Raw genomic sequence first — 13,175 nt, 5'->3', positions numbered from 1 at the left:
GAATACCCTCCGAAAAGCCTCATCGGCTCGGAGCATCCACGCTGATTGTGGAGAAGGACATAGCGCATGGTTCGAGCGGACGACACCCGCAGCTCGTCCGGCGCACGGCCATGGCTTTCTCGCAAAAGGTTGGGGGCTGAAGGATGACCCAACGGAAACCCCGCGATATGAAGGTGCCGGAACGATCGGAGCCTCACGGGCTGCGCCTGATGGAAAGCAAAGCACGGGAATAGAATGAACAAGAGCAACGGCCTGCCCGCGCATGTCGTGGAAGACCAAAGCGCCGTCTTCGCCTTCCTCGACGATCCCGCCACGCATGGCCTTGAGGGCGAGGTCAAACGCATCGACACGCATGGCGCAGTCGTTTTTCTCGCCGGCGAGGACGTCTACAAGCTGAAGCGCGCCGTCAAATTCCCCTTCATGGATTACTCCACGCGCGCATTGCGTAAGATCGCCTGCGAGCGGGAAATCGCAGTCAACAAGGAAGCTGCGCCGGACATCTATCTCGGCGTCGTGGCGATCACCCGGGATGGAGAGGCTCTGAAGCTTGGCGGCGAGGGCGAGCCCATCGAATGGGCGGTTCATATGCGCCGCTTCGACGAGACGAAAACGCTCGATCTCATCGCCGAAAAAGAGGGGCTCGCTCAGGAGCTGTTGAAGTCCCTCGTGACAGCGATCCTCGCCGCCCACAATCGGGCACCGCAACGCGACGCCGGTCCGGCGATCGCCTCCCTCGCCTCCTATCTCGAGCAGAACAGCGAGGCTTACGCCGAAAACCCCGAGCTCTATCCGCAGGACCGCGCCGCCGCTCTGACCGAGGCCTCGAAGACGGCTCTCGCCGCGCTCAGGCCGCTCCTCCAGGCACGCGGAGAGGCCGGCTTCGTGCGGCGTTGTCACGGCGATCTGCATCTGCGCAACATCGTCCTGATTGCAGGCAGGCCGACGATCTTCGATGCTGTCGAATTCGACGAAGCGATTGCGACGGGAGACGTCCTCTACGACCTCGCCTTCCTGCTCATGGATTTATGGGAGCGCGGGCTCCACCGCGAGGCGAACACCATCTTGAATCGCTATTTGTGGGGGAGTGACGCGACCGACATCGACGGGCTCGCCGCCCTACCCCTGTTTCTCTCCATCCGCGCCACCATCCGTTCCAAGGTCATCGCCGCCGCGCTTCCTCACCTCGACGGGGAGGAAAAAGCGGCAAAGGCAGCCGAAGCCCGCCGGTATTTTGCTGCCGCAGAAGCGTTCCTTCAGCCGGTACGGCCACGCCTTGTCGCGATCGGCGGTCTTTCAGGCTCCGGCAAGACGACGCTTGCGGCTCGCATCGCGCCGGAATTCGGCCGCGCGCCGGGCGCGGTGCATCTGCGAAGCGATATCGAGCGCAAGCGCCTCGCCGGTGTCGGCGAGACGGAGCGTCTGCCGGATAGCGCGTATTCGTCGGATTTCACCGCCCGCGTCTTCGACACCCTCCGGCACAAGGCGGAGCGGGCACTGAAGGCCGGTGCGAGCGTCATCGTCGATGCCGTCCACGCAACGCCGGAAGAGCGGCGACAGGTGGAGATTGTCGCCCGAGACAATGGCGCCGATTTCGCGGGCCTCTGGCTCGAGGCGCCGATCGAGACCCTGATCGACCGCGTGCGCCACCGCAGCAACGATGCCTCCGACGCCACCGCCGAAATCGTCCGCCGCCAGACGGGCTACGAGATCGGCGAGATCGCCTGGCCGCAGATCACCGTGACGGGAAGCGTGGACGATTCCGTTGCCCAAGCACTGGAAACGCTCGGCTTCTCCTCCGATCGATAACGCGCCGCTCAAGGGATCAGGACGGCAGCTCCCGTGAGCGCCCCCGAGCGTAGGTCCGCAAGGGCTTCATTGGCCTTGTCCAAGGGATAGGAAACCGTCGTCGTCTGCACCGGCACTTCCGGCGCCAACGTCAGGAATTCCTCACCATCGGCTCGCGTGAGATTGGCGACCGAGCGAACGACGCGTTCGCCCCACAAGAGCTCGTAGGGAAAGCTCGGAATGTCGCTCATATGGATGCCGCCGCAAACGACGACCCCGCCTTTCTTCACCGCCTTCAAGGCTGCCGGAACGAGCGCGCCCACAGGGGCGAAGATGATGGCCGCATCGAGTTCGTCTGGCGGCTGATCGGAGGAATCGCCGACCCAAACGGCGCCGAGCTCGCGAGCAAAGGCCTGCGCTTGAAGGTCTCCCCGCCGAGTGAAGGCATAGACCGAGCGTCCCTGATGACGGGCCACCTGCGCCACGATATGCGCCGCCGCCCCGAAGCCATAAAGGCCAAGACGTTCGGCCTCCCCCGCCATCCGGAGACAACGATGACCGATCAGCCCGGCACACAGAAGGGGCGCCATTTCGGCATCTGATCCTGTCTCCCCGAGAGCGAAGACGAAATGCGCATCGGCGACGCAGAATTCCGCATAACCGCCGTCGATCGTGTAGCCTGTGAAGCCCGGCCGGTCGCAGAGATTCTCCTGTCCCGAGCGGCAATAAGCGCAATTCCCACAGGTATGGCCGAGCCAGGGCACCCCCACACGGTCGCCCTCGCGGAGCACTCTGACGCCCGGCCCGCAGGCCGCGACGCGCCCGACGATCTCGTGGCCGGGAATGAGCGGCAGCTTGGGATTTTCAAGCTCTCCGTCGACCACGTGCAGATCCGTCCGGCAGACGCCGCAGGCGGAAACAGCAATCAACACCTCTCCAGGTCCTGGCCTTGTGCGGGTAACATCCTTTAGAAGAAGAGGAGCGCCGGGGCGCTCCAGAACCATTGCGCGCATCGTCGCCGTCATGATCACCCTCCGCCATCCGGTGGAAAATGCTGCACCGCGGTAAATTTCACGTTGTTGCCACTCTCTGGCTTGACGCCGGTCAAAGCCGCGCCTCGTTAGGAGCATAGAACGGCAGCGCATCCGCAAGGAACATTTCCATGACCATCCGCAACCTGGACAAGGCCTTCGCACCGACTTCCGTCGCTCTTATCGGTGCAACGCCCCGCCCCGGCTCCGTCGGGGCCAAAGTGCTCGCCAATCTCCACAGCGCTGGCTTCAAGGGCCCGATCTGGACCGTCAATCCGAAATATCCCTCGATCGACGGCGAACGCTGCTTCCCCTCGATCAAGGATCTGCCTGACGCACCCGACCTCGCCATCATCGCCACGCCGCCGGAGGCTGTGCCTGGCTTGATCGGAGAGCTGGGAGAAAAAGGCACCCGCGCCGCCGTTGTGCTGACGGCTGGCATCGAGGAAGGCAACGGCCTGATGCAGGCCATGCTCGACGCGGCTCGGCCTTATACGCTGCGCATCATCGGCCCGAATTGCTTCGGCATCTTCCTGCCGCATATCGGGCTCAACGCCAGCTTCTCCCACATTTCTCCGCGCCCAGGCCGCCTTGCTCTATTGTCGCAATCCGGTGCCATCGCCTCCTCCATCATCGACTGGGCGGGCAATCACGCCATCGGCTTCTCGAAGATCATCACGCTCGGAAATATGGGCGATGTCGATGTCGGCGACTGCCTCAACCAGCTCGCGACGGATCGCGATACGACGGCGATCCTGATGTATCTGGAGACCGTGCCGCACGGTCGGAAATTCATGTCCGCCGCCCGCGCGGCCTCGCGCGCCAAGCCAATCGTCGTCGTCAAGGCCGGCCGTCACGCGGCCGCAGCCAAGGCCGCCCTCACCCACACCGGAGCGATCTCCGGCGCCGATGCGGTTGCCGATGCCGCCTTCCGACGTGCCGGTCTTCTGCGGGTCGGGCAAATCGAACAGCTCTTTGACGCCGCCGAAACGCTGACGCGCCTCAAACCAACCAAGAGCCGCCGTGTCGCCATCGTTACGAACGGCGGTGGTGTGGGCGTGCTCGCCGTCGACCAGCTGATGGATGAGGGTGGCGTCCTCGCCGAATTGTCCCCGGAGACGATCGAAGAACTCGACAAAGTGATGCCGCCGACCTGGTCGCGCACCAACCCGATGGACCTGATCGGCGACGCCCCTCCCGAGCGCTATGTGGCGGCGACGGAAGCAGCCCTTGCCGACCCGAATGTCGACGCGCTTCTCGTGCTCAATTGCCCGACGGCGCTTTCCTCTGCCGATGGCGCGGCCGAAGCCGTCATCTCGACCGTCAAGGCCGACCGTGCCCGCCATCCCTACCCGAAGCCGGTTCTGACCTGCTGGCTCGGCGGCGAGACGGTGATGAAGGCACGTGAGCGACTGCGAGCAGCAGGCGTCGCGACCTTCCTGAGCCCCTCGGATGCGATCCGCAGCGTCGGCTATCTGACCGACTGGCACAAGGCTCAGGCCCTGTTGATGCGCACGCCGCCGAGCTTGCCGGATGATTTCACCTGGGATGCCGAGCGCGCCCGTGCCGTCATGGTGAAGGCGGCCGAAGAAGGCCGAAGCGTCCTGACGGAGCCCGAGGCCAAGGAGGTTCTCGCGGCTTTCGGCATTCCGATCGTCAAAACGGTGATCGCCCGCACGATCGAAGAGGTCGAAGAGACGGCACGGGAGCTCCTGCGCGACCACAAGGCGGTCGTCGTGAAGCTCTTGTCGGCGGAAATCACGCACAAATCCGATGTCGGCGGCGTCGTTCTCAACCTTTCGACGCCCGAAGAAGCCGTCAACGCCGTGCGCATCATCACCAAGCGGGTGGAACGCAGCCGACCCGACGCGCATATTGAAGGTTTCACCGTCCAGCCGATGATCCGCCGCACCGCCGCCCACGAGCTGATCGTCGGCATCGGCAACGATCCCCTGTTCGGCCCGACGATCGTCTTCGGCGCTGGCGGGACGGCAGTCGAAGTCATCGCCGACAGCGCCACGGGCCTGCCGCCTCTCGATCGCAACCTGGCCCGTGATCTCATCGAGCAGACCCGCATCTCGCGCCTTCTCGACGGTTACCGGGACATTCCCCCCGCCGACATGAATGCGCTGGAGCTGAGCCTCATCCGCCTCTCGCAGATGGCGGTCGACCTGCCTTCGATCACGTCGCTCGACATCAACCCGCTTCTCGCTTCGAGCGACGGCGTGGTGGCGCTCGATGCGCGCGTCGCTTTCGATCCGAAGCAGGTGCACAAATCCGGACCCAACCGCGACATGGCGATCCGGCCCTATCCGAGCGGCTGGGACAGCACGGCGGACCTCGCCAGCGGTGCAAGTGTGATCCTACGGCCTCTGATGCCGACGGATGTGCATCTTTATCCGGAATTCCTCGGCAAATTGTCGCCCGAAGACATCCGCATGCGCTTCCTCGCGCCGTTGAAGACGCTGCCGGAAGAGATGGTCGCGCGGCTCACCCAGATCGACTATGCGCGCGATATGGCCTTCGTCGCTCTCGATCCGGAATCGGGCGAGCTTCTCGGCGTCTCGCGTCTTGCCGCCGATCCCGACCATGTCGAGGCGGAATATGCCGTGACCGTCCGAAGCGACATGAAGGGTCGCGGCATCGGCTGGCTTTTGATGAAGCAGATCATCGAATATGCGGCTGCCGATGGCATCGAACGGCTTTACGGCGTCATCCTGCCGGAGAACCACACGATGCTGTCGATGTGCCGGGAGCTTGGTTTCGTGGCCGTCTCGAGCCCCGAAGCCGATGGCCTTCGCCATGTCGTCATTCATCTGGAGCCGCCCGCCTCCGAAGAAGAGGCGGAAGCTTCCGTGGGCTCCCAGCGCCCACGGTTGATCCCGTCCTAAGCGGCGCTTCAAAGCCCAAGAAAAACGGGCGCCCCTGAAAGGCGCCCGTTACGATCCAGACCAATCCAATTGGCTCTCGAACAGCTAACGCCAGCGCAGATCGAAGACGACGCGCGGCTGGAAACCCTCGCCCTCGCGCCGAACGACGGCCTGCGTCGCGCGGTGGACGAGACTGCGGAAAAGCTCCTGGAAACAGCCGCTGTAATAGGCAAGGAGCACGGCGTCGGTCGGCGTTCCCCGCACCGGCCCACCCGCAATCGACACCACGACCGGATGGCTCGGCACGAAGGTGACGGTACCGCTGCCGACGAAGGTCCAGGCATGGCGCCGGATCGCCGCCAGGAATAGGCGCGCCCTGAGCCAGGGCGGCAGAAACGGCATGACGCGCTGGAAAGGCTTCGGAATTCGGTGCGCCAGAAGATAGGTCGCGGTGAGTTCGCCGGCCCTGAAGGCGGCGTCCTCGGCCTCTTGCGGGGCCAGCACGGCAAGCGCCGCATCATGGAGCCGCATCACCTCCCGCTCATCGACCATTTTGCTGGGCGGAGTGCCGAGATAATGCAAAAGGCCCGCCTGAGCGAACACGCTCTGGCAGGCCTCTCGCCCCACAATTGAGTTCAACGCCTCACCCATGCGGATGATGGCATTTGGTCCAATTCGCGCGGCCGGTTGAGACGGGACGTGATCCGCGGCCGAAACCACGTCCACGTCCCGCTCTCGCCCCCCGACTCGCGTCGGCTCGTCGGTCACGGCCATAGCCGCGCCCTAATGCACTGTCGCCCGAGGCTTCTCCGTCTCGGCCGGAGCGGGATTGGATGAGGTGATCGCCTCATCATAATCGTCTCCATCCTCCGGCAGTCCCTTCGGAGCACCGCAAGCGCTGACGGCGGCAGGCGTCATCACCGCCTCGTCGTACTGATCGCCCTCGTCGATTTCCTCGGCATGACCGTTTGCGCCATTGGCCCCGTTCACACCGTTGGCGGCAATCTCTGCGGGAACCCGCTTCTTCTTCAGCTTGCGCGGCGGCGGCGCGCTCTTCAGATCGGCAAGCTGGCGCCGATCGAGCGTGCGGGTCTCGTCGAAACCGAAGTCGACCTTCTTCTTCGATTGCGGACCCCAATAGTTCACACGACCAAGGTCATAGAACTCACGCCGCATGCCGGAGCGCATGAAGGCCTTGAGGCAGCCCATCATGTAACGCCGCAAGGTCTTGTCGCGGATCCACGGATAATGGAACAGCATCTTGCGCATGTAGAAGCGGCGATAATTGTGCATGACACGATCGAGCAAGGTAGCCCGATCCATCGCCGCCGGCTTCACGATCGGCGTGACGAAATTGTACTTCTCGTAGTCGAAGATCTCGACCTTGTCGCCGAGCTCCTGGAAGAGGTCGGCAAACGGCCACGGCGTGTACATGGACCAGTTGGCCATCTCCGCGCCCCAGTCGATCACCATGCGATAGGTTTCTTCCAGCGTCTCCGGCGTCTCGTTGTCGAGACCTACGATGAACTGGGCCTCAGCCATGATGCCGTTCTTCTTCAGAAGCTGAACGGCACGCTTGTTCTGAGCGACCGTCGTCTCCTTATTGAAGAGATCGAGCTTCAGCTGCGCAGCGGCTTCCGTGCCGAGCGACACGTGAATGAGGCCGGCCTTGCGATAAAGCGGCAAAAGCTTTTCGTCGCGAATGACGTCGGTGACACGGGTGTTGATGCCCCACAAAACCGGCAGGTCGCGCTTCACCATCTCTTCGCAGAAGCGGATGAACTTCTTGCGGTGAATGGTGGGCTCTTCGTCGGCGAGGATGAAGAAGCCAACCCCGTGGTTGCGAACCAGATCCTCGATCTCGTCGACGACTTTGAGCGGATCGCGGACGCGGTAGTTTCTCCAGAACTTCCACTGCGAGCAGAAGGAGCAGGTGAAGGGACAGCCGCGCGCAAAATTCGGCACAGCGACGCGCGTGTTGAGCGGGATATAGATATACTTTTCCCAGTCGAGCACGCTCCAGTCCGGCTTGATCGTGTCGACATCGGCAATCGGCGGCTCGGCCGGCGTGGCCACGACCTGATCATCCTCGCTGTAGGCGATGCCGAGAACCTTCGACCGCGCTTCTTTCCAGTCGCCGCTTTGAAGCGCCTTCATCACATTGACGATGACGGCTTCGCCCTCGCCTCGGATGATGGCGTCGATCCATGGCGCCTCGGTCAGAACCTGGCGATACATGAAGCTCGCATGCACGCCGCCGATAATGGTCAACGCGTTCGGATGCTCTTCCTTCGCGATCTGAAGGACACGCTCGGCCTTATAGATGGACGGCGTGATCGAGGTGGCACCGACGACATCCGGCTTCTCTTCACGGATGATCCGTCTGAGCTCCTCATCTTCGATGCGGTCGGTCATCGCGTCAATGAAACGGACATCGGTAAAACCGGCCGTTTTCAGAGCGCCCGCCAGATAAGCAACCCATGCGGGTGGCCAGTTACCTGCGATCTCCGCACCACCAGAATGGTAGTTCGGATGAATCATGAGAATGCGCATCGATTCCGTCTCCGGGAGAGGTCGCTTGACAGTTTCCATTGTAAGGTCTGCGTGACACTTCACTTTGATGTCGATCAAATGACACGCAGAGCGGGCTTTCTTGCACCCACTTAAACGTCGGCCTGGACGTGGTCGCACGTATCTGTCGCGCGGAATTGACACTGTTTCGGCGGCGGCGCGAGAGGCAGAAGCGCCGCAGCGTTGCGGTAAGTCGCCGCGCATAGAACCATGTCCGCCACCCGCAGCTCTTTGCCTGTCGCATGCCGGGTGGTAGGAGCCGGAGCTCCCGGCACCCGCGATCGAAGACCCGTCCCATGCTTTTCTGTGTCCCGACCCAAGGCCACGTTTTCGCAGCCGCCCCGGCCCGGCCGGCTACCGACCGGAGGAGAGTGCGATGAAGGTTCTCGTCACCGGCGCAGCGGGCTTCATAGGCTTTCACACGGCAAGCCGCCTTCTGGCCCGCGGCGACACGGTGATCGGCGTCGACAATCTCAACGATTATTACGACGTGACACTGAAAGAGGCGCGGCTTGCCCGCCTTCAATCCATGCCCGACTTTCACTTTCGCCGCCTCGATCTCGCCGATCGCGAAGGCAGTGCCGTGCTCTTCGCCGAGGAGCGGCCGGACCGCGTCATCCATCTCGCGGCCCAGGCGGGCGTGCGTTACGGCATCACCAATCCGCACGCCTATGCCGACGCCAATCTCGTCGGTTTCCTGAACGTCCTCGAAGGCTGCCGCCACAATGGCGTCGTCCACCTCGCCTACGCCTCGTCGAGCTCAGTCTATGGCGCCAACACGGCGATGCCGTTCAGCGTCGCGCAGAACGTCGATCATCCGCTCAGCCTTTATGCGGCGACGAAAAAGGCGAATGAGCTGATGGCGCATTCCTATGCGCATCTCTACCGCCTGCCGGTGACGGGCTTGCGCTTCTTCACGGTCTACGGGCCGTGGGGCCGCCCGGATATGTCGCTCTTTCTGTTCACTCGAAAAATCCTCGCGGGCGAGCCGATCGAAGTCTTCAACAACGGCCATCATTCCCGCGATTTCACCTATATCGACGACATCGTCGAAGGCGTGGTGCGGGTGCTCGATCACACGGCCGCGCCGGACGAAAAATGGGACGGCACCGCGCCGAACCCCGCCTCTTCTTCGGCGCCCTACCGGCTCTACAACATCGGCAACAACCAGCCGGTCGAGCTCATGGATTTCATCGCCGCGATCGAAGAGGCGCTCGGCCGCATGGCGGAAAAGGTCTTCCTGCCGATGCAGCCGGGCGATGTGCCGACCACCTACGCCGATATCGACGCGCTCGCCGACGATCTCGGCTATCGGCCGAAGACGCCCATCAAGGAAGGCATCGCCCGCTTCATCGCCTGGTACCGGGATTTTTACAGCCAAGCCTGAGCGGCGCTGTCACTCCGCCGGCCCGATCGCGATAGCCAGCTCCTCGAGCCCCTCGATCTTGACGGACAATTTGTCGCCCGGCTTCACCGCCGCGACACCGGCGGGCGTGCCCGTATAGAGAAGATCGCCGGGCTCCAGGTGATAATAGCGTGACAGATGAGCGATCAGCTCCGGCACGCTCCAGACCATGTCCGACAGTCTCGCCTGCTGCCGCACCTCGCCATTGACGCGCGTCATAAGCGTCTGCTCGCCGATCCCACCGAAATCAGAAGCCGGGGTAATCGGCGAGATCAGGGCAGAATTCTCGAACGCCTTGCCGAGATCCCACGGGCGGCCTTTGGCCTTTGCCGCGCCCTGCAGGTCGCGCCGCGTCAAATCGATGCCGGCGGCATAGCCGAAGACGCAACCCATCGCCTCGTCCGGCGGGACCCGAAAGGCAGAACCGCCGAGCGCCACCACGAACTCTCCTTCGTAATGGCAATCCTGCGTGCCCGGTGGATAGGCGATCGTCGCTCCCGACAGGGCGACCGCATCGGCGGGCTTGGTGAAATAAAACGGTGCCTCGCGGTCGACCTCGGCGCCCATTTCCCGTGCATGGTCCGCATAATTGCGACCAACGCAGAAAATCCGCCGCACGGGGAAGGTCGCCACAGATGTCGCGATCGGCACCCCCACCGGAGAGGGCGGCGGGAAAACGAAGTGCGGCTTTGCCTCCGATGAGCTCATAAGGGGGTCTCCTTTGCGCGTGCGGCGACAGGCCTGTGGACACCGCCGCACAGGATTTCGACGCTTCCGTGGCGGCAAGTTGCCATACAAACGATTCCGCGCGTAGTGTCCCCGCACGTTAGGCTGGGCTTTTGAAGTCCGCCCTCTCAAGGAGGATCAGGAATGCGCAGATTGTTGTCCAGGTTCGTTCTGGGCGCAGCCGCGGTAGCATTGATGGCCGCGAGCGCCAGTGCCGAGGTCACTTACACGCGCGGCAACGACGCCGACCCCGAGACGCTCGATCAGCACAAAACGTCGACCATTTCGGAAGCGAATGTCCTACGTGACCTTTATGAAGGCCTCGTCGTCTATAGCTCTTCAGCCAAAGTCGTTCCCGGCGTGGCGGAGAGCTGGGAGACATCCGATGACGGTCTGACCTGGACCTTCCACCTGCGCGACGATGCCAAATGGTCGAACGGCGAACCTCTGACGGCGGAAGATTTCGTCTTCTCTTATCAGAGGATCATCAACCCGGAGACCGGCGCCAAATACGCCAACATCCTCTATCCGATCAAAAACGCCGAAGCGGCCAATTCCGGCAAGGTTCCGCCCGAAGAGATTGGCGTTAAGGCGCTCGACGAGCACACCCTCCAGTTCACCCTGGAAAACCAGACGCCCTACTTCCTCGAGCTGCTGACCCATCAGACCAGCCTGCCCGTCTATCCGCCGGCGGTGAAGGAGTTCGGCACCGATTTCGTGCAGCCGGAGAACATGGTGTCGAACGGCGCCTATACGCTTCAGGAATTCACGCCGAACTCGCGCATCGTCCTCGTCAAGAATAAGAATTTCCATGATGCCGACAACGTCGCCATCGACAAGGTGATCTACATTCCCTTCGAGGATCGCTCAGCCTGCCTGCGGCGCTTCGAGGCTGGCGAAGTGCAATCCTGCTCCGACATTCCGACCGAGCAGATGAAGTATGTGAAGGACACACTGGGCGACAAGGTCCACGTCGCGCCTTATCTCGGCACCTATTATTATGCCGTGAGGACCGACAAGGAGAAACTCTCCGATGTGCGCGTCCGCCAGGCCCTGTCGATGGCCATCGATCGCGAATTCATCGCCGACGAGATCTGGGCCGGCACCATGCTGCCTGCCTATTCGCTGGTCCCCCCGGGCATCGGCAATTACGACGAACCGGCCTATGCCGATTACAAGGACATGGATCCGCTCGACCGGGAAGACAAAGCCATCGAGCTGCTGGAAGAGGCAGGCTACGGGCAGGACAACCCGCTGAGCATCGAGATCCGCTACAACACCGGCGAAAACCACCAGAACACGGCGACGGCGATCGCCGATATGTGGAAGAATATAGGTGTGAAGACGACGTTCGTGAACGCCGATGGCGCCACCCACTACGCCTATCTGCGTGACAAGGGCGACTTCGATATCGCGCGTGCCGGCTGGATCGGCGATTATTCCGACCCACAGAACTTCTTGTTCCTGGTGGAAAGCAACAATCCGGGGTTCAATTACGCGAACTACGAAAACCCGGAATACGACGCGTTGATGGAGAAGGCCGAGGGGATCAGCGATCTCGAAAAACGCGCAGAAGTCCTGAAGCAGGCCGAGGCGATCTTCATGCGTGACCTGCCCTTTATCCCCATCCTCTATTATTCTTCCCTCAGCCTGGTTTCAGACAAGCTGCAGGGTTGGGAGGACAACCTCGTCAATGTCCACGGAACGCGGTGGATGTCCCTCGAGCAGTAATTGGACTGACGCAGAGGTTCCCGTGCACAGGATGGGCGGGAACCTCGAGCCTCGTCTGGTTTTTTCTGAAATCATAGAAGCTGCCTGAACGATAGGCAGGCTTCGCCTTCCACCGACGGAGCGGCGATGCTGAGCTATGTTTTGCGCCGGTTGGCGACAGCCATTCCGACGCTCTTCGTGATCATAACGATGTCGTTTTTCCTGATGCGCGTGGCGCCGGGCGGACCGTTCAATCTGGAACGTCCCCTCGAAGCCAAGGTGATGGAAAATCTGAACCGCATCTATCACCTCAACGAACCGCTCTGGCGACAATATCTGCTTTACTTGAACAACCTGTTGCACGGAGATCTCGGGCCGAGCTTTGTCTATCGTGATTTCTCCGTCGGAGATCTTTTCGCAGCAGGTCTGCCGGTATCGATCCAGCTCGGTGCATCGGCGCTGACGCTCGCCCTCATCATCGGCACGGTCTTGGGCTCCATCGCCGCGCTCAAACAGAATTCCACGATCGATTATCTCGTCGTCGGCGTCGCCACGTTCGGCATCACCATTCCGCCCTTCGTCGTTGCGCCCGTGCTTTCCTTGATTTTCGGCGTGTCGCTCGGCTGGCTCCCGGCCGGCGGCTGGGGCAATGGCGCTTTTCCCAACAAGATCCTGCCCATCGTGACGCTCGCTCTGCCGCAGATCGCCATCGTCGCGCGCCTCATCCGTGGCGCCATGATCGAGGCCTTGCGCTCAGATCACGTGCGCACGGTGCGAGCCTATGGCCTGCCGACCCGGGTTGTCGTCATGGTGCATGCCCTCCGGGCGGCCATTCTGCCGGTCGTCTCCTATCTCGGGCCCGCCGCTGCGGCACTCCTGACCGGCTCCATTGTCGTGGAAACGATTTTCGGCATTCCGGGCATCGGTCGCTATTTCGTCCAGGCGGCACTCAATCGCGACTACACGCTCGTCATGGGCACCGTCGTGGTCGTCTCCATCTTCGTGGTCGTGTTCAACATGATCGTCGACCTTGTCTACGCGTGGCTCGATCCGCGCGTCCGCTACGATTGAGCCAGA

The 13,175-nt window shown here is 62.4% G+C and carries 9 protein-coding genes; 5 read left to right on the top strand and 4 right to left on the bottom strand.

What is annotated here, in order from left to right:
• The first annotated feature begins 234 nt into the window (after positions 1-234).
• Positions 235-1,806 carry a bifunctional aminoglycoside phosphotransferase/ATP-binding protein gene (locus J2R99_RS10450; RefSeq protein ID WP_307154427.1) on the top strand — a complete coding sequence of 524 codons (1,572 nt, stop codon included), beginning with the start codon at positions 235-237 and terminating at the stop codon, positions 1,804-1,806.
• A gap of 8 nt (positions 1,807-1,814) precedes the next feature.
• Here J2R99_RS10450 and J2R99_RS10445 read toward each other — a convergent pair whose 3' ends face one another.
• Complete coding sequence (locus J2R99_RS10445) at positions 1,815-2,798, bottom strand: zinc-dependent alcohol dehydrogenase family protein (RefSeq protein WP_307155678.1); 984 nt, start codon at positions 2,796-2,798, stop codon at positions 1,815-1,817.
• A 149-nt stretch (positions 2,799-2,947) separates the two neighbouring features.
• Between J2R99_RS10445 and J2R99_RS10440 the strand changes: the two genes are divergently transcribed.
• On the top strand, positions 2,948-5,707 hold the full coding sequence (locus J2R99_RS10440) for a bifunctional acetate--CoA ligase family protein/GNAT family N-acetyltransferase (RefSeq protein ID WP_307154426.1): 2,760 nt from the start codon (positions 2,948-2,950) through the stop codon (positions 5,705-5,707).
• A gap of 84 nt (positions 5,708-5,791) precedes the next feature.
• On the opposite strand, the gene bchJ is transcribed toward J2R99_RS10440, so the two are convergent.
• Positions 5,792-6,460 carry a bacteriochlorophyll 4-vinyl reductase gene (gene bchJ, locus J2R99_RS10435; protein WP_307154425.1) on the bottom strand — a complete coding sequence of 223 codons (669 nt, stop codon included), beginning with the start codon at positions 6,458-6,460 and terminating at the stop codon, positions 5,792-5,794.
• 9 nt (positions 6,461-6,469) lie between these two features.
• Positions 6,470-8,239 (bottom strand): magnesium-protoporphyrin IX monomethyl ester anaerobic oxidative cyclase, encoded by a 1,770-nt coding sequence (gene bchE / locus J2R99_RS10430; protein WP_307154424.1) that lies wholly within the window; start codon positions 8,237-8,239, stop codon positions 6,470-6,472.
• Between the two features lie 394 nt (positions 8,240-8,633).
• Here bchE and J2R99_RS10425 point away from each other — a divergent pair, with 394 nt between their 5' ends.
• Complete coding sequence (locus J2R99_RS10425) at positions 8,634-9,644, top strand: NAD-dependent epimerase (protein WP_307154423.1); 1,011 nt, start codon at positions 8,634-8,636, stop codon at positions 9,642-9,644.
• Between the two features lie 9 nt (positions 9,645-9,653).
• Here the strand turns inward: J2R99_RS10425 and J2R99_RS10420 are convergent, their stop codons facing one another.
• Complete coding sequence (locus J2R99_RS10420; protein WP_307154422.1) at positions 9,654-10,370, bottom strand: fumarylacetoacetate hydrolase family protein; 717 nt, start codon at positions 10,368-10,370, stop codon at positions 9,654-9,656.
• Between the two features lie 162 nt (positions 10,371-10,532).
• On the opposite strand from J2R99_RS10420, the gene J2R99_RS10415 reads away from it, so the two are divergent.
• Together J2R99_RS10415 and oppB are read left to right on the top strand one after the other, a co-directional pair.
• Entirely contained in the window at positions 10,533-12,119 is a 1,587-nt protein-coding gene (locus tag J2R99_RS10415) for a peptide ABC transporter substrate-binding protein (protein ID WP_307154421.1), read from the top strand.
• Between the two features lie 126 nt (positions 12,120-12,245).
• The gene (gene oppB, locus J2R99_RS10410; RefSeq protein WP_307154420.1) at positions 12,246-13,169 is read left to right on the top strand and encodes an oligopeptide ABC transporter permease OppB; all 924 of its coding nucleotides are present in this window, start codon (positions 12,246-12,248) and stop codon (positions 13,167-13,169) included.
• Positions 13,170-13,175: the final 6 nt, after the last annotated feature.

Origin of the sequence: Rhodopseudomonas julia (genome assembly GCF_030813515.1) — a bacterium.
Lineage (GTDB): Bacteria > Pseudomonadota > Alphaproteobacteria > Rhizobiales > Afifellaceae > Afifella > Afifella julia.
Note: the sequence above shows the minus strand (reverse complement) of the source record. Positions and strands in the feature narration are given on the sequence as shown.

Coding starts and splice junctions, on each gene's coding strand:
- bchJ (WP_307154425.1), bottom strand. CDS start 6,460: ATGGCCGTGACCGACGAGCCGACGCGAGTCGGGGGGCGAGAGCGGGAC.
- J2R99_RS10450 (WP_307154427.1), top strand. CDS start 235: ATGAACAAGAGCAACGGCCTGCCCGCGCATGTCGTGGAAGACCAAAGC.
- J2R99_RS10425 (WP_307154423.1), top strand. CDS start 8,634: ATGAAGGTTCTCGTCACCGGCGCAGCGGGCTTCATAGGCTTTCACACG.
- bchE (WP_307154424.1), bottom strand. CDS start 8,239: ATGCGCATTCTCATGATTCATCCGAACTACCATTCTGGTGGTGCGGAG.
- J2R99_RS10440 (WP_307154426.1), top strand. CDS start 2,948: ATGACCATCCGCAACCTGGACAAGGCCTTCGCACCGACTTCCGTCGCT.
- J2R99_RS10445 (WP_307155678.1), bottom strand. CDS start 2,798: ATGCGCGCAATGGTTCTGGAGCGCCCCGGCGCTCCTCTTCTTCTAAAG.
- J2R99_RS10415 (WP_307154421.1), top strand. CDS start 10,533: ATGCGCAGATTGTTGTCCAGGTTCGTTCTGGGCGCAGCCGCGGTAGCA.
- oppB (WP_307154420.1), top strand. CDS start 12,246: ATGCTGAGCTATGTTTTGCGCCGGTTGGCGACAGCCATTCCGACGCTC.
- J2R99_RS10420 (WP_307154422.1), bottom strand. CDS start 10,370: ATGAGCTCATCGGAGGCAAAGCCGCACTTCGTTTTCCCGCCGCCCTCT.